Raw genomic sequence first — 16,011 nt, forward strand, 5'->3', positions numbered from 1 at the left:
CCAGCATTGTTGCGTCATCAGCAACGCTATGCGATTTAAACAACTTAGACCGTCGCGAGCAGACGTGTCAAACATCACATTCGGCACTTCTTTCGCAGACGCGACACGGCCGAAACGCCGCGTTAACCACGAGTCGGCGAAACCCGGGCAAACCGGACTATCGGTTCGTCCTACGTTGAGAGAGAGTCACTTTCGGGTCGTCAGTCACCCGCGCCGACGGATTGCTGCGCTTCGATCCGCGCCACCGCGTCGGCGATTTCGAGCGCCACCGCCTCGAACTGATCGGGCGCCAGGCGGTACTCCGGGCCGGACACACAGATCGACGCGACGATCCGGTTGGTGACCTTGCTCCGCACCGGCACCGCGATGGAATTGAGCCCCGCTTCGAGCTCCTCGGCCGTGGACGCCCAGCCTCGCGACCGCACGTGCTCGAGCTCGACGTCGAACGCACGGAAGTCGGTGATCGTATTGGGAGTGAGTGCGCTCAATCGCGGGCCCAGCCTGCTGCGGAGCTGGCCCGATGTCATCTCCGAGACCAGGACCTTGCCGGTTGCGGTCGCATGTGCCGGGGTGACCTGACCCACCCACGTGCGGAGCGCGACATGACGATCGCTGCGAGCTTCGAGCACGTTGAGCGTCGCAGCACCGTCCAGCACCGCGAGGTTGACCGTCTCGCCGAACGCATCGGCCAGGCGGTCGCACTCGGGCTGCGCAACCTCGACGAGCCCGCTCTGCGCGACCGTGGCCTCTGCCAATCGCACGACTGCGAATCCGAGCTGGTATTTGCCGCGGACGCCCGCTTCCTCCACGAATCCGCGTTGCTGCAGCGAGGCGATCAGACGTGAGACGGTCGATTTGTGCACGCCGAGGCGCACGGCGATCTCCGTGGCGCCGACCCGGCCCTCCGCCGCGACGATCTCGAGCACGTCGATGGCACGTTCCACCGCGTGCACGGTCTTCGCCTTCCCTTCCACGCCCTGGGCCGCGGGTGCCGTCGCCTCGGATTCACTCATGCCCCGAGGTTATGCCCACCGACTTCCGGAACGCAGTTTTTACACACGAATGCTTGACACCGCGGGGCAGCACCGGAGAGCATTGTGTTGCACAGCTTGCAAGTCGTCGCGCATAGCGCAACAACTGCTCCACAACTTGCCCCTCCTTCCCGACGCATCCGGAGGTATCGAGTGATTCTCGATAACGATTCCCCAGTTGTGATCCACCCCGGCACCACACCGTTCGCCGTGTGCGAACTCATTACCCTGCCCGTGGGCGAAGTAGTCACGGTCACGCCGCCGGGAATGGCTCCCATCTCCGTCTTCCACACCTCCGACGGTCTGTACGCCGTCGACGACACCTGCACCCATCAGGACGCCTCCCTCGCCGACGGCTGGGTCGAGGGCTGCACGGTGGAGTGCCCGCTCCACGAGGCATGCTTCGACCTCCGCACCGGAGTGCCGTCGGGCCCGCCGGCCAAGATCGCAGTCCGCACCCACGACGTGTCGATCGTCGACGGCACCGTGCTGCTCCATCTCGAACAGAAGGGCGACACAAGATGAGCACTGTCCCGAATTCCATTGTGGTACTAGGCGCTTCACTTGCCGGACTGTCGGCGGTCCGCGCGCTGCGCGAGCAGGGATACACCGGCCGCCTCGTCGTGGCGGGCAGCGAGCCATCACTGCCCTACGACCGACCACCGCTGTCCAAGGAATTCCTCACCGGAGGCATGACGGACGAGGACCTGCTGTTGATGAACAGCGACGACGACACCCTCGACGTCGAATGGCGGATGAACAGCACCGCCACCGGCCTCGTCCGCTCCCCCGACGGGCTCCACCGCGTCATGTTCGACGACGGGTCCCACCTCGACGCCGATGCCGTGGTCGTCGCGACCGGCGCGCGCGCCCGGACCCTGCCCGGGCACCTCGGTCTCGCCGGCGTGCACACGCTCAGATCTGTCGACGACGCACGCGCACTGCGGGAATCGCTGTCACGAGCGCAGAATCTCGTGATCGTGGGAGCCGGTTTCATCGGAGCCGAGGTGGCCTCGAGTGCGGCCGAAATGAGCCTGCACGTCACGGTCGTCGAGGCCTCGCCGACACCCCTCGCGGGTCCGCTCGGCATCGAACTCGGGGCGATCTGCGCGGGACAGCACGCCGCACACGGCGTCCGGCTTCTCACCGGGTCGGTCGTCGACGCACTGCTCGGCGACGACGCGGTCGAGGCCGTCCGGCTCAGCGACGGAACGGTCCTGCCCGCGGACGTCGTGGTGGTCGGAATCGGGGCCGTCCCCAACGTCGAATGGGCGTGCGATTCGGAACTGATGATCGACGACGGCTTCCTCACCGACTCGTCGTGCCGGACGAACCTCCCCGGGGTGTACGCGATCGGCGACTGCGCACGAACTTTCGACGACGCCCACCAGATCCATCACCGGAGCGAGCACTGGAGCAACGCCGTCGCCCAGGCGGCCACGGTGGCCGACACCATCATGGCTACACCGTCCGGCCCCGCCGCGATCCCGTACTTCTGGTCCCACCAGTACGGCAAGATGCTGCAGTTCGCCGGAACGTGGCACAGCACCGACGAGGTCCGCTTCGTCGACGGCGACCCCGGCACCGGCACGTTCGTGGCCACCTACGACAGGGACGGCGATACCGTCGGCGTCTTCGCGATGAACAATCCCCGGCTGTTCACCCGGTACAAGAAGCAACTCGCCAGGTCGCGGGCCTGATGCCGGCGCTACGTGACGGCGTAGCCCAGGCGGTTGCTGATCCGCTGGGACGTGTCGAGCGCGGCGCGTGCGACGTCCTCGAACCGTTCCGGCAGCAATCGGTAGGCGGGGCCGGACACACTCAGAGCCGCAATCATTTTCGATGTGTAATCACGGATCGGGACGGACACCGCGTTCAATCCGAGTTCGAGTTCCTCCTCGGACTCCGCCCAGCCCCGCTCGCGGATGGAATTCAGCGATTCCACGAGGGCAGGCACATCGGTGAGAGTTTCGGACGTGAGAGCGATCGGACTTTCTCCCACCCGCTCCGCGATTTCACTGTCGGACAATTCCGTCAGCAACAGTTTTCCGCTCGCCGTCGCGTGTGCCGGGCTGCTCTGCCCCACCCACGTATAGGTACCGACGCCGGACGGGCCGTCCGCTTTGACGATGCTCACCGAGCGATTGCCGTCGAGTATCGACACATTGACGCTCTCGCCGACAATTTCGGCCAGTTCGGCACACAATTCCTGACTCTGCCGCACCAGATCGCCGTCCGGCGTCGCGGTGCGGGCCAGACGGACGATCGAATTCCCGAGCTGGAACTTCCCCCGGCTCTTCAATTGGGAGACGTAGCCCCGCGAATCCAGGACAGCGACGAGGCGCGACGCGGTCGACTTGTGGACGCCCAGCTCCTCGGCGATTTCCGTGACGCCGGCGGTGCCGAGCCTGGCGAGGATTTCGAGTACCGCCAGAGCGCGATCCACTGACTGCACAGCGCCGGCCGGCCGGCTCCGATCTCCATTCGAGTTATCGTCCAATTCAGTCATCGCGACTTCAGGATAGGCGACATCATCGTGCGACGGTTATCTCCATCCACACCCCGTTCCGAGCCACCGCCGGTCGCCGCGGTGCGCATTTCTCCGGTAAGTCGGGGATCATTCGCTGTTTCCCTACTCGATCATCAAGGAGTTACCCGCAATTCGGGGTTGACCCCCTTACTCTTCCGGACCTAATGTGTTGATATATCAGTTGTCGATAATGGTTCCGATCAGCCCGAACCGTTTCGCAATTCACAGTTCTCTCCGGCGCCGTCCCAGCCCGCACCGAACATCGAACGTCCCACCCGCCGCGACAGCGGCAGCACCCGTACTTCGCCACACACAGGCACCCACCGAACCAGGAGGACCATCATGGGGTCACCGCGCGTAGTGATCATCGGAGCCGGCATCGTCGGCGCGAATCTGGCCGACGAGCTCACCGCTCGCGGCTGGGATCGGATCACGGTCCTCGATCAGGGACCGCTGCCGCTCACCGGAGGATCCACGTCGCACGCACCGGGCCTGGTGTTCCAGACGAACGCGTCCAAGACGATGACCGAGTTCGCCCGGTACACGGTCGAGAAGTTCGTCGGACTGGACGTGGACGGTCAGTGGTGCTTCAACCAACTCGGCGGACTCGAGGTGGCCACCACCCCCGAGCGTCTCGCCGACCTGCACCGTAAGCAGGGCTGGGCAACGTCCTGGGGCATCGAGGGCACCGTCCTCGACCCCGCCGAGTGCGCGAAGCTGCACCCGCTGCTGGACGAGAAGCGGGTCCTCGGCGGGCTGCACGTGGAGACCGACGGCCTCGCCAAGGCGTCCCGTGCCGTCGTCGCGCTGGCCCGGCGCGCCGAATCCCGCGGCGCCGTGTTCCAGGGCTCGACGAAGGTGATCGGCATCGAGCAACGCGGCGGCAAGGTCACCGGTGTCGCCACCCCGGACGGTGTGATTCCCGCAGACATCGTGGTGTCCTGCGCCGGCTTCTGGGGTCCCGACGTCGGCGCGATGGTCGGGATGAACGTCCCGCTGCTGCCCCTGGCGCACCAGTACGCGAAAACCGAGCAGATCCCCGAACTCGTCGGACGGAACACCGAACTCGCCGAGGCGGGTTTCCCGATCCTGCGCCATCAGGATCAGGATCTGTACTTCCGCGAGCATGTCGACCGTCTCGGCATCGGCACGTACGCCCACCGGCCGATGCCGGTGAACCTGCGCGACCTGGACGAGAGCACCGACGTGTCCTCCTCCGACATGCCGTCCATGCTGCCGTTCACGGAAGAGGACTTCGCGCCGTCCTGGGAGCAGAGCAAGCTGCTGCTGCCCTGCCTCGAATCCGCCGAACTGGAAGCCGGATTCAACGGTGTCTTCTCGTTCACCCCGGACGGCGGCCCCCTGCTCGGCGAGTCACCGGACGTCGCCGGTTTCTGGATCGCCGAGGCGGTGTGGGTGACGCACTCCGCCGGTGTCGCCCGCGCGGTCGCCCAACTCCTCGTCGACGGCCGCTCCGAGATCGAACTCCACGGCTGCGACGTCCACCGCTTCGAGGAGATCCAAATCGCGCCCGACTACGTCAGCGAGACCTCGCAGCAGAACTTCGTCGAGATCTACGACGTGCTGCACCCGCTGCAGCCCAAGGAGTCTCCCCGCGACCTGCGCGTGAGCCCGTTCCATGTGCGCCAGAAGGCACTCGGCGCCATGTTCCTGGAGAGTTCGGGCTGGGAGCGCCCGCACTGGTTCGAGTCCAATGCCCATCTGGTGCAGGACCTTCCGGCCGACTGGCAGCCACCGGCCCGTGAGCCGTGGGCAGCGATGTTCCACTCCCCCATCGCAGCGGCCGAGGCCTGGCGCACCCGCACGTCGGTGGCGATGTACGACATGACACCGCTGAAGCGGCTCGAGATCTCCGGCGCCGGTGCCCTCGATCTGCTCGATCGGCTGACGACCGGCAAGATGGACAAGTCCGTCGGATCCGTCACCTACACGCTGGCACTCGACGACGCCGGCGGCGTGCGCAGCGACCTCACCGTCACGCGGTTGTCCGACACCGTCTTCCAGGTCGGCGCCAACGGCAACCTCGACCTCGACTACTTCCGCCGGCAGTCCCCGGACGACGGCAGTGTGCAGATCCGCGACGTCACCGGCGGCACGTGCGGGATCGGGCTGTGGGGTCCCCGCGCGCGGGATCTGGTGCAGGCGCTCAGCTCCGACGACTTCACGAACGAGAACTTCAAGTACTTCCGCGCGAAGGAGGTGCACATCGGCGGGGTGCCCGTCACGGCGATGCGCCTGTCGTACGTCGGTGAACTCGGCTGGGAGCTGTACACGTCCGCCGACAACGGTCTGCGGCTGTGGGATCTGCTGTGGGCGGAGGGACAGAAGTACGACGTCATCGCGGCCGGCCGCGCCGCGTTCAACAGCCTCCGGATGGAGAAGGGTTACCGCTCGTGGGGAACCGACATGACTACCGAGCACAACCCGTACGAGGCCGGTCTCGGTTTCGCGGTCCGGTTGCAGAAGGGCGACTTCCGCGGGCGTGACGCCCTTGACGGCGTCTCCGACGAGACGGTGGAGCGGCGCCTGGCGTGCCTGATGATCGACGATCGGCAGTCGGTGGTCCTGGGCCACGAACCGGTGTTCGTCGACGGACAGCCCGCCGGGTACGTCACGAGTGCCGCGTTCGGTCACACGGTGGGGGCGCCGATCGCCTACGCCTGGCTGCCCGCGACCGCGACCGTGGACACCGCGGTGGAGATCGAATATTTTGGGCGGCGCATCCCCGCCACCGTCGTGGCCGAACCGCTCGTCGACCCCGAGATGAAGAAGATCCGGTCATGAGCATCCGGCACGACACGATCACCGGGTTCCTGGATTCGCTCGCCGATCGAACCCCCGCGCCGGGTGGCGGCGCAACCGCCGCGCTCCACCTCGGCCAGGCGGCCGCGCTGGTCTCGATGGTCGCCCGCTACACCACCGGCAAGAGGTACGCCGACCACGGGATGCTCGTCGAACGCATCTGCGCGTCCGCAGATGCGTTCCGCGAGAAGGCACTGCAGTTCGCCGACGACGACATGGCTGCGTTCACGGCCGTCATCGACGCCTACCGTCTCCCCCGGGAAACCGAGGAAGAATCGGGGGCGCGCACGGCGGCGATCGCGACCGCACTCGCCGGCGCGGCCGCGGTGCCCGCCGAGGTGGTGGTCGCGGCAGGTGACGTCGTCGCGCTCGCCGACATCCTGCTGCCGGTGGCGAACCCCACCGTCGTCAGCGACGTCGCGGCCGCAGCCGAGGCCGCCCGCGCCGCCGCCACCACCGCCCGGGTCAACATCGATGTGAACCTGCCCGGTATCACCGATGCGGACACCCGCCGGTCCCTCACCGAGTGCCTGGCCGGCGTCGACGCCATCGTCGAGCGCGCCGACGCCGTCACGACACGAGTACGAAAGCAGCTGAGTTCATGACCAGAAGCCTCGGTGGCGCCGAACTCGCCACCTCCATCCGAGACGACGCGTCCGTCGCCGCCGCCGCTCTCACCGACCTCGGAATCCGGCCCAGGCTGGCGGTCGTGCTGGCCACCGACGACGAATCAACCGCCTGGTATGTGCGCTCCATCGCGGCGGCCGCGAAACGCACCGGAATCCTGTGCGACATAGTCGATCTCGGTGCGTCGGCGACGACCGGACAGATCCACGGCACGCTCGTCGAACTCGGCCACGACCCGGACGTCCACGGCATCATCCTGCAGACCCCCTTGCCGGACGGCACCGACCTGGACGCACTCCGGGAGGCGATCAACCCCGCCAAGGACGTCGACGGCGCGAACCCGGTCAGTCTGGGTCGTCTCGTCGCGCGCCTCCCCGCGTTCGCACCCGCCACCGCACAGGCCGTGATCGAGCTGCTCGATCACCACGGAATCTCTCCGCACGGCAGGACCGCTGCGGTGGTCGGCCGATCGACGGTGGTCGGAAGTCCGGTCGCGCATCTGCTCGTGCAGCGCAACGCGACGGTGACCGTCTGCCACCGGCACACCACCGATCTGGCTGCCGGCACCCGAGACGCCGACATCCTCGTCGTCGCCGTCGGTATTCCCGGACTGATCACCGCCGACCACGTCGCCGACGGCGCCGTCGTCATCGATGTGGGGACCACGGCGACCGCCGACGGCCGACTGCTCGGTGACGTCGACGCCGCGGGCGTGGACCGCCGGGCCGGTGCGCTGACCCCGGTCCCCGGAGGGGTGGGACCGGTGACCACCGCGTTACTGATCGCCCATACCGTCGATGCTGCCGCCACCCAGCACGCCCAGACCCGATCGGACTCGGTGCTCGCCGGATTCCGAAGCGGCGTCTGACTTCCGTCTCCAGCCCTTGACCCGCCCGTCCCGCCTGAAATAGCATTGACCATCCTGATATATCAGTTTGCTCGGACTAATACCTCAATTTGATTCCGGCATCGAGGAGACCCACATGACCCAGACCTTCACCCTGACGCTCAGCTGCGCTCAGCGCCCCGGGATCGTTCACGCAGTCAGCTCCTTCCTCTTCGAGCAGAACTGCGATATCGCCGAGCATCAGCAGTTCGACGACACCCGGAGCGACGCGTTCTTCCTCCGCACGTCGTTCGTGTCAGCGGGTGACGTCGACATCGAGCACTTGACCGCTCAATTCGCCGACGTGGCCGCGAGATTCGGCATGACGTTCAACTTCAACGGCAGCGACCTACCCCGCGTGATCGTGATGGTCTCCAAGATGGGCCACTGCCTCAACGACCTCATCTTCCGCTGGCGAGCGGGCAACCTCGGCGCCGAACTCGTCGCCGTCGTCTCCAACCACGAGGTGCTGCGCCCGATGGCCGAGGCCGCCGGCCTGCCGTTCGTCCACGTCCCCGTCACGCCGACCACCAAGCCGGAGGCCGAAGCCCGGCTACTCGAACTCGTCGAGGAATTCGACGCAGATCTTGTGGTGCTCGCCCGCTACATGCAGGTGCTGTCGGACGACGCGTGCCGCGCACTGCGTGGACGCGCGATCAACATCCACCACTCGTTCCTGCCCGGCTTCAAGGGCGCCAAGCCCTACCACCAGGCGTTCGATCGCGGAGTCAAGCAAGTCGGCGCCACCGCCCACTACGTGACACCCGACCTGGACGAGGGACCCATCATCGAGCAGGAAGTCATCCGCATCGACCACAGCTTCGACCCGGTGCGGCTCGCCACGGTCGGGCAGGACGCCGAGGCCCTCGCGCTGTCGCGGGCCGTGCGCTGGCACTGCGAGAACCGGGTCCTGCTCCACGGACACCGGACGGTCGTCTTCAGTTGAGGCGGCTTCGCCGCCCGTGCGTGGTTAACGAGTCTCTGCACTCGTTAACCACGCACGGGCGCGAAGCGCCTACAGCAGGTCGCGGATGGCCTGCTCGAAGCCCGCGACATGCGACAGCGTGAGCGCGGACGCCGTGTCCCCGTCGCCGTCGACGATGGCCCGGAGCAGGGCGACGTGCTCGCGGACGTGGGCGGCGACGTCCGGCAGCCGGTCGAGGAAGAGGCACCAGATGCGGGTGGCGTGGGCGTCGAGGCTGACGAGGATGTCTTCGAGGTGCGGATTGCCGGACGCCCGGTAGATCTCGCGGTGCACCCGCACGTCCTTGCGCAGGACGTCGCGCGGGTCTTCGCTGTCGTCGATCTCCGCGATCTCGTCGGCGAGCGCGGACAGCCGGGCCCGTGCGTCCTGCGACGCCGTGCGCGCCGCCCGGGCGGCCGCCGTGGGTTCGAGCTGCTTGCGGATCTCGGAGATGTCGGCGAGGTCGGTCATGTCGACGGCGGTGGCGAACGTGCCGCGACGGGGGTAGGCGATCACGAGACGCTCCCGCTCGAGGCGCTTGAGCGCTTCCCGTACGGGCGTCCGGCCGAAGCCGAGTTCCTCGGCGAGGCGGTCGTCGTTGATCGGCTCGCCCGGCCGGATGTCGAGCATGACCAGGCGTTCGCGCACGATCTCGTACGCGCGGTCGGCGTTGGTGCCGCCGTTCGATGCCGGGTCCGCGACCGATGAATGCGCCAGGCTCATGTTCCGTCTCCCTGATTTTCCGGAGCTATTGACCTTTGTCCGGTACTGACCTTACGCTACTTTCCAGTTGATATATCAGTTCCAGTTCAACTGACCTTCCAGAAAGGCGAACCATGACCGTGGACACCGCAAACCTCACCGAGGTAGCAGCAGCGAATCCGACGCTGACTCATTCGCTCGCCGATCTCGATCCGGCCGTGCACGCGGCGATCGGGGCCGAACTGGAGCGCCAGCAGGGCACCCTGGAGATGATCGCCAGTGAGAACTTCGCCCCGCTCGCGGTGATGCAGGCGCAGGGGTCGGTGCTGACCAACAAGTACGCCGAGGGCTACCCCGGACGCCGCTACTACGGTGGGTGCGAGCACGTCGACGTCATCGAGCAGCTCGCCATCGACCGCCTGAAGTCGCTGTTCGGCGCGGAGTTCGCGAACGTGCAGCCGCATTCGGGGGCGCAGGCCAACGCCGCGGCGATGGCGGCACTGCTGCAGCCCGGCGACGGCATCCTCGGGCTGGACCTCGCGCACGGCGGTCACCTCACCCACGGGATGAAGCTGAACTTCTCCGGCAAGCTGTACGACGTCGCCGCCTACCACGTCCGCGAGGACGACCACCGAGTGGACATGGACGAGGTCGAGCGCCTCGCCCGCGAGCACCGCCCCAAGCTGATCATGGCCGGCTGGTCCGCGTACCCCCGCCAGCTCGACTTCGCCCGGTTCCGTGCGATCGCCGACGAGGTCGGCGCCTACCTGATGGTCGACATGGCGCACTTCGCCGGATTGGTCGCCGCCGGACTGCACCCCTCCCCCGTCCCGCACGCGCACGTGGTGACGTCGACGACGCACAAGACGTTGGGCGGTCCCCGCGGCGGCGTCATCCTCACCAACGACGCGGCGCTGGCGAAGAAGTTCAACTCCTCCGTCTTCCCCGGACAGCAGGGTGGCCCGCTCGAGCACGTGATCGCCGGCAAGGCCGTCTCGTTCAAGCTCGCCGCCGAACCCGAGTTCCGCGAACGTCAGGAGCGCACCCTGGCCGGCGCGAAGATCCTCGCCGACCGCCTCCTGCAAGCAGATTCGCGGGCCGCGGGCATCAACGTCGTCTCCGGCGGCACCGACGTCCACCTGGTCCTGGTGGACCTGCGCGAGTCCGAACTCGACGGCAAGCAGGCCGAGGACCGGCTGCACCGCGTGGGAATCACCGTCAACCGCAACGCCGTCCCGTTCGACCCCCGCCCGCCGATGGTCAGCTCGGGGGTGCGGATCGGCACCCCCGCTCTCGCCACCCGCGGTTTCGACGAGGCCGCGTTCACCGAGGTCGCCGACATCATCAGCCACGCCCTGCGCCCGGCCACCGACGAGGCCGGACTCAATAGCCTGCGGGCCCGGGTCGACGCCCTCGCCGCCGCGTTCCCGCTCTACCCCGACCTCACGGAGGCGAACTGATGAGTGCCACCCAACCGCCCGGCGCGCACCTGCCCGACCACCCGGACTTCCTGTGGCGTAACCCGGAACCGAAGAAGTCCTACGACGTCGTGATCGTCGGCGGCGGCGGCCACGGCCTCGCCACCGCCCACTACCTCGCCAAGAACTACGGCATCACCAACGTCGCCGTCCTGGAGAAGGGCTGGCTCGCGGGCGGGAACATGGCCCGCAACACCACGTTGATCCGGTCGAACTACCTGTGGGACGAGAGCACCCGCATCTACGAGCACGCCCTGAAACTGTGGGAGGGCCTCGAGGAGGACCTCGACTACCCGATCCTGTTCAGCCAGCGCGGCGTCCTCAACCTCGCGCACAGCCTCCAGGACGTCCGCGACAGCGTCCGCCGGGTCGAGGCCAACAAACTCAACGGCGTCGACGCCGAATGGGTCGGACCCGACGAGGTCAAAAAACTCTGTCCGCTGGTGAACATCTCCTCCGACATCCGCTACCCCGTGCTCGGCGCCACCTATCAGCCGCGGGCCGGCATCGCCAAGCACGACTACGTGGCCTGGGGATTCGCTCGCCGCGCTGACGAGGCCGGCATCGACATCATCCAGAACTGTGAGGTCACCGGCTTCGTCACCGACGGCAACAAGGTCACCGGGGTCCGCACCACCCGCGGCGACATCGCCACCGGACAGGTCGCGCTCTGCGCCGCCGGACACACCTCCACCCTGACCGACATGCTCGGCATCCGCACCCCCCTGCAGTCGCACCCGCTCCAAGCCCTGGTCTCCGAACTCCTCGAACCGGTGCACCCGACGATCGTGATGTCCAACGCCATCCACGTGTACGTCTCCCAGGCGCACAAGGGGGAACTGGTGATGGGCGCCGGTGTCGACTCCTACAACGGCTACGGCCAGCGCGGCGCGTTCCACATCATCGAACGCCAGATGGCGGCCGCTGTGGAGTTGTTCCCGGTGTTCGCCCGGGCGCATCTGCTGCGCACCTGGGGCGGCATCGTCGACACCTGCCCCGACGCCTCCCCGATCGTCGGCCGCACCCCCTACGACAACGTGTATCTCAACGGCGGGTGGGGCACCGGCGGTTTCAAGGCCACCCCAGGGTTGGGCTGGTGCCTCGCGGACACCCTCGCGAACGACGAACCGCACGAGTTCATCGCGCCGTTCAGCCTCGACCGGTTCGTCACCGGCGCCCTCGTCGACGAGCACGGCGCTGCGGCCGTCGCCCACTAACCAGGAGCCACAATGCAACTCATCGAATGCCCGTGGTGCGGGTCCCGTGAGGAAACCGAGTTCCACTACGGCGGCGAAGCCCACGTCGTGTACCCGGAAGATCCGCAGTCGCTGACCGACGAGGAATGGGCGCACTTCGTGTTCTTCCGCGCGAACCCGAAAGGTCTGTTCGCGGAACGATGGAACCACAGCGCCGGCTGCAGGCGCTGGTTCAACGCCGTACGAGACACTGCCACCTACCGATTCCACAGCGTGTACCGCTTGGACGAGCAGAAGCCGACGATATCGTGAACGCACCCTTCCGCACCCGCCAGGGCGGTCGCCTCGACCGCGACACCTCCTACACCTTCACGTTCGACGGCCGGGAACTGACCGGTCACCCCGGTGACACGCTCGGTTCGGCGCTGCTCGCGAACGGCGTCCACCAGGTCACCACCAGCATCAAACTCGGCCGCCCCCGCGGCATCACCGCCGCCTGGGCCGAGGACACCGGCGGCCTCGTGCAGATCGAGGAGCCGTTCCCCGAGCCGATGCTGCTCGCCACCACCATCGAGTTGTTCGACGGCCTCGTCGCCCGCGGCATCCCCGGTCAGGGACGTCTCGCGACCATCCCGGATTCGGCGAAATACGACGCCAAACACGTCCACACCGACCTGTTGGTCGCCGGCGCCGGCCCGGCCGGTCTCGCCGCCGCGCTGATCGCGGCCCGGGCCGGTGCGCGGGTCGTCCTCGTCGACGAGCAGAGCGAAGCCGGCGGTGACCTGCTCGGCAGCACGGATCTGATCGACGGCGCCCCCGCTCTCGACTGGGTGACGGCCGCGGTCGCCGAACTCGCAACCTACCCGGATGTGCTGCACCTGCAGCGCACCACCGCGTTCGGCCACTACGACGACGGCTTCGTCCTCGCCCTGGAGCGTCGCACCGACCACCTCGGTGGCCAGGCCCCGGCCGCCCTGAGCCGCCAGCGTGTCTGGCGGATCCGGGCCCGGCACATCCTCGTCGCCGCCGGAGCGCACGAGCGTCCCGTCGTCTTCACCGACAACGACCGCCCCGGCATCATGCTGGCGCACGGTGCCCGCACCTTCCTGCACCGGTACGGCGTCAAGGTCGGTGAGCAGGCCGTCGTGTTCACCACCAACGACAGTGCGTACCAGGCGGCGATCGACCTGCACGACGCCGGTGTCCGCATCAACGCGGTTGTCGAGGCCCGCGACACCGCCCCCGCCCACTGGCAGCGTGAGTGCGACAAGCGCGGCATCACTGTCCGCACCTCATCCGTCGTCTGCGGCACCCGCGGCAACGGCCGGGTCAGCCACGCCCTCGTCACCTCCCGCGGCGACGACACCGGCACCGCGGTCCCGCTGGCCTGCGACGCCCTGCTCGTCAGCGGCGGCTGGAACCCGGCCGTGCACCTGTTCAGTCAGGCCCGCGGCAAGCTCCGCTACGAGGAGAACCTCGGCGCGTTCGTGCCGGGCGAGGACCTCGACGGCGTCACCGTCGCCGGCTCCGCCAACGGCATCTTCGACCTGGCGGGGTGTCTGCACGACGGCGAGCGCGCGGGCCGGGAGATTCTGGGCGCGTTGGGCTTCGACGCCCTCGCCCCCGGCACTGACACCGACACGGCACCCTCCGTCGCACCCGAGACGACGAAGCCCCTGGTGCTCTGGCGGGTGCCCGATGTCGCGGGGCAGGACACCCAGTTCGTCGACGTCCAGCGCGACGCGACGGTCGCCGACCTCGCCCGCGCGGTCGGCGCCGGAATGACGTCGATGGAGCACATCAAGCGCTACACGACCATCGGCACCGCCCACGACCAGGGCAAGACGTCGGGTGTGATCTCGTCGGGCATCACCGCCGAACTCCTCGGCCGCCCGATCGAGACCCTCGGCACCACCACGTTCCGGCCCCCGTACACCCCGGTCGCGTTCGCCGCGCTGGCCGGCCGCAGTCGCGGCGCCCTCTTCGACCCCGAACGGGTCACGGCCCTGCACGACTGGCACGTCGGCCGCGGCGCGGTGTTCGAGGACGTCGGCCAGTGGAAGCGTCCCCGCTACTACCCGCTGCCCGGGGAGGACATGGACGCCGCGGTGCTGCGCGAATGCGCCGCCGTCCGCGCCGGCGTCGGCATCCTCGACGGCTCCACCCTCGGCAAGATCGACGTCCAGGGACCCGACGCCGGTGTGCTGCTCGACATGCTCTACACGAACATGATGAGCACCCTCAAGGTCGGCATGGTCCGCTACGGCGTCATGTGCGGCGTCGACGGCATGGTCATCGACGACGGCACCGTGATGCGCCTGGCCGACGACCGCTACCAGGTCTTCACCACCACCGGCGGCGCCGCGAAGATCCTCGACTGGATGGAGGAATGGCTCCAGACCGAATGGCCCCACCTGCAGGTGAGGCTCACCTCCGTCACCGAACAATGGGCCACCTTCCCCGTCGTCGGACCGAAATCGCGTGACGTGATCGGTGAGGTCTTCCCCGACCTCGACGTCACCAACGACGCGTTCCCGTTCATGGCCTGGCGCGACACCGCCCTCGGCGACCAGCACGTGCGCGTGGCCCGGGTCAGCTTCTCCGGCGAACTCGCCTACGAGGTCAACGTGGGCGGCTGGCACGCCCCCGCGGTCTGGGCGCGCCTGATCGCCGCCGGGGAAAAGTTCGGCATCACCCCGTACGGCACCGAGACCATGCACGTCCTGCGCGCCGAGAAGGGCTACCCGATCATCGGGCAGGACACCGACGGCACGGTCACCCCCCAGGATCTCGGGATGAGTTGGGCCGTGTCGAAGAAGAAGGTCGACTTCGTCGGCAAGCGCTCCTTCAGCCGGGAGGAGAACCAGAACCCGCTGCGTAAGCAGTTCGTCGGACTGCTGCCCCTCGACAAGCAGACCGTGCTGCCCGAGGGCGCGCAGATCATCGAACACCGCCCCGACGGCACCCTGCCACCGCCGCCGGTCCCGATGCTCGGGCACGTCACCTCCAGCTACCTCAGCGCCGAACTCGGCCGCCCGTTCGGTCTCGCCCTCGTCAAGGGCGGCCGAGCCCGAGTCGGTGACACCCTGCACGTCCCGGTGGACGGCCGCCTGGTGGCCGTGGAGGTCACCGGTTCCGTTCTCGTCGACCCCGAAGGAGCACGTCGCGATGGCTGACACCCTCACCCCGCTGTCCCCCCTGCACGGCTGGGACGAGAAGTTCTCGGCGCTCCCCGCGTCGGTGCGCATCACCGAGGAACCGTTCGTCTCGATGGTCGACCTGTGGGTCGACCCGAGCGGCCCCGGAGGAGCGGCGGCGGGCACCGCGCTCGGTGTCGACCTGCCCACCACACCGTCGACCCGCGTGGACAACGGCGAGGTCACCGCGGTCTGGCTCGGTCCGGAGGAATGGCTGATCACCACACGATCCCAGTCCCCCGAGGAACTCGAAACCCAACTCCGCAATGCGGTCACCCCGCACGGCGGCGCGGCGATCGACGTCTCCGGGCAGCGCACGACGATCCGGCTCACGGGAGCGCACGCCCGCGACATCCTGGCCAAGGGCTGCTCGATCGACCTGCACCCCAAAGTATTCCGACCGGGATCGGCCGTGCAGACCATGCTCGGCCTCGCCGGTGTCGTCCTCATCGCACTCGACGAACAGGGCACCGACTACCGCATCCTGGTGCGGGCCTCGTTCGCCCGGTATCTCGCGGCGTGGCTGATCGATGCCGCCGAGGAATTCGGCGTCGATCCCGTGTAACAGAACAGTTCG

14 protein-coding genes are annotated in these 16,011 nt (G+C 67.9%); 11 read left to right on the forward strand and 3 right to left on the reverse strand.

What is annotated here, in order from left to right; translation table 11 throughout:
• Positions 1-200 precede the first annotated feature (200 nt).
• On the reverse strand, positions 201-1,013 hold the full coding sequence (locus I1A62_RS15805; protein WP_124389807.1) for an IclR family transcriptional regulator: 813 nt from the start codon (positions 1,011-1,013) through the stop codon (positions 201-203).
• Positions 1,014-1,211: 198 nt separating this feature from the next.
• On the opposite strand from I1A62_RS15805, the gene I1A62_RS15810 reads away from it, so the two are divergent.
• Positions 1,212-1,556: a bifunctional 3-phenylpropionate/cinnamic acid dioxygenase ferredoxin subunit gene (locus I1A62_RS15810; protein WP_219461217.1), complete on the forward strand. Its 345-nt coding sequence runs from the start codon at positions 1,212-1,214 to the stop codon at positions 1,554-1,556.
• Positions 1,553-2,731, forward strand: coding sequence for an NAD(P)/FAD-dependent oxidoreductase (locus I1A62_RS15815; RefSeq protein WP_124389808.1), 1,179 nt, complete (start codon positions 1,553-1,555; stop codon positions 2,729-2,731). Before I1A62_RS15810 ends, I1A62_RS15815 begins: the two co-directional genes overlap by 4 nt.
• Before the next feature lie 8 nt (positions 2,732-2,739).
• On the opposite strand, the gene I1A62_RS15820 is transcribed toward I1A62_RS15815, so the two are convergent.
• Complete coding sequence (locus tag I1A62_RS15820) at positions 2,740-3,540, reverse strand: IclR family transcriptional regulator (RefSeq protein WP_219459110.1); 801 nt, start codon at positions 3,538-3,540, stop codon at positions 2,740-2,742.
• A gap of 363 nt (positions 3,541-3,903) precedes the next feature.
• Here I1A62_RS15820 and I1A62_RS15825 point away from each other — a divergent pair, with 363 nt between their 5' ends.
• From I1A62_RS15825 to purU, 4 genes are all read left to right on the forward strand, one after another.
• A complete protein-coding gene (locus I1A62_RS15825) occupies positions 3,904-6,366 on the forward strand; it encodes an FAD-dependent oxidoreductase (RefSeq protein WP_219459111.1) in 2,463 nt (820 codons plus the stop codon).
• The gene (locus I1A62_RS15830; RefSeq protein WP_219459112.1) at positions 6,363-6,989 is read left to right on the forward strand and encodes a cyclodeaminase/cyclohydrolase family protein; all 627 of its coding nucleotides are present in this window, start codon (positions 6,363-6,365) and stop codon (positions 6,987-6,989) included. Before I1A62_RS15825 ends, I1A62_RS15830 begins: the two co-directional genes overlap by 4 nt.
• Positions 6,986-7,879 (forward strand): bifunctional 5,10-methylenetetrahydrofolate dehydrogenase/5,10-methenyltetrahydrofolate cyclohydrolase, encoded by an 894-nt coding sequence (locus I1A62_RS15835; RefSeq protein WP_219459113.1) that lies wholly within the window; start codon positions 6,986-6,988, stop codon positions 7,877-7,879. The genes I1A62_RS15830 and I1A62_RS15835 overlap by 4 nt, the downstream gene beginning before the upstream one ends.
• Positions 7,880-7,994: 115 nt before the next feature.
• Positions 7,995-8,843, forward strand: coding sequence for a formyltetrahydrofolate deformylase (purU, locus tag I1A62_RS15840; RefSeq protein ID WP_219459114.1), 849 nt, complete (start codon positions 7,995-7,997; stop codon positions 8,841-8,843).
• Positions 8,844-8,912: 69 nt separating this feature from the next.
• On the opposite strand, the gene I1A62_RS15845 is transcribed toward purU, so the two are convergent.
• Positions 8,913-9,584, reverse strand: a complete 672-nt coding sequence (locus I1A62_RS15845) for a GntR family transcriptional regulator (protein ID WP_124389814.1) — start codon at positions 9,582-9,584, stop codon at positions 8,913-8,915.
• Positions 9,585-9,697: 113 nt separating this feature from the next.
• Between I1A62_RS15845 and glyA the strand changes: the two genes are divergently transcribed.
• Genes glyA through I1A62_RS15870 form a run of 5 tightly spaced genes read left to right on the forward strand, consistent with a single transcriptional unit; the run spans position 9,698 to position 15,999 of the window.
• Entirely contained in the window at positions 9,698-11,023 is a 1,326-nt protein-coding gene (glyA, locus tag I1A62_RS15850; RefSeq protein ID WP_257890820.1) for a serine hydroxymethyltransferase, read from the forward strand.
• Positions 11,023-12,258, forward strand: a complete 1,236-nt coding sequence (locus tag I1A62_RS15855) for a sarcosine oxidase subunit beta family protein (protein WP_219459115.1) — start codon at positions 11,023-11,025, stop codon at positions 12,256-12,258. Before glyA ends, I1A62_RS15855 begins: the two co-directional genes overlap by 1 nt.
• A 12-nt stretch (positions 12,259-12,270) precedes the next feature.
• Positions 12,271-12,549: a sarcosine oxidase subunit delta gene (locus tag I1A62_RS15860; protein ID WP_124389817.1), complete on the forward strand. Its 279-nt coding sequence runs from the start codon at positions 12,271-12,273 to the stop codon at positions 12,547-12,549.
• Positions 12,546-15,413: a 2Fe-2S iron-sulfur cluster-binding protein gene (locus I1A62_RS15865; RefSeq protein WP_219459116.1), complete on the forward strand. Its 2,868-nt coding sequence runs from the start codon at positions 12,546-12,548 to the stop codon at positions 15,411-15,413. Before I1A62_RS15860 ends, I1A62_RS15865 begins: the two co-directional genes overlap by 4 nt.
• Positions 15,406-15,999: a sarcosine oxidase subunit gamma gene (locus tag I1A62_RS15870; RefSeq protein ID WP_219459117.1), complete on the forward strand. Its 594-nt coding sequence runs from the start codon at positions 15,406-15,408 to the stop codon at positions 15,997-15,999. Before I1A62_RS15865 ends, I1A62_RS15870 begins: the two co-directional genes overlap by 8 nt.
• Positions 16,000-16,011: the final 12 nt, after the last annotated feature.

The organism is Rhodococcus sp. USK10, assembly GCF_019378875.1.
GTDB classification, from domain to species: domain Bacteria; phylum Actinomycetota; class Actinomycetes; order Mycobacteriales; family Mycobacteriaceae; genus Rhodococcus_F; species Rhodococcus_F pseudokoreensis.

Coding starts and splice junctions, on each gene's coding strand:
- I1A62_RS15805 (WP_124389807.1), bottom strand. CDS start 1,013: ATGAGTGAATCCGAGGCGACGGCACCCGCGGCCCAGGGCGTGGAAGGG.
- I1A62_RS15835 (WP_219459113.1), top strand. CDS start 6,986: ATGACCAGAAGCCTCGGTGGCGCCGAACTCGCCACCTCCATCCGAGAC.
- I1A62_RS15820 (WP_219459110.1), bottom strand. CDS start 3,540: ATGACTGAATTGGACGATAACTCGAATGGAGATCGGAGCCGGCCGGCC.
- I1A62_RS15870 (WP_219459117.1), top strand. CDS start 15,406: ATGGCTGACACCCTCACCCCGCTGTCCCCCCTGCACGGCTGGGACGAG.
- I1A62_RS15855 (WP_219459115.1), top strand. CDS start 11,023: ATGAGTGCCACCCAACCGCCCGGCGCGCACCTGCCCGACCACCCGGAC.
- I1A62_RS15825 (WP_219459111.1), top strand. CDS start 3,904: ATGGGGTCACCGCGCGTAGTGATCATCGGAGCCGGCATCGTCGGCGCG.
- glyA (WP_257890820.1), top strand. CDS start 9,698: ATGACCGTGGACACCGCAAACCTCACCGAGGTAGCAGCAGCGAATCCG.
- I1A62_RS15830 (WP_219459112.1), top strand. CDS start 6,363: ATGAGCATCCGGCACGACACGATCACCGGGTTCCTGGATTCGCTCGCC.
- I1A62_RS15815 (WP_124389808.1), top strand. CDS start 1,553: ATGAGCACTGTCCCGAATTCCATTGTGGTACTAGGCGCTTCACTTGCC.
- purU (WP_219459114.1), top strand. CDS start 7,995: ATGACCCAGACCTTCACCCTGACGCTCAGCTGCGCTCAGCGCCCCGGG.
- I1A62_RS15845 (WP_124389814.1), bottom strand. CDS start 9,584: ATGAGCCTGGCGCATTCATCGGTCGCGGACCCGGCATCGAACGGCGGC.
- I1A62_RS15860 (WP_124389817.1), top strand. CDS start 12,271: ATGCAACTCATCGAATGCCCGTGGTGCGGGTCCCGTGAGGAAACCGAG.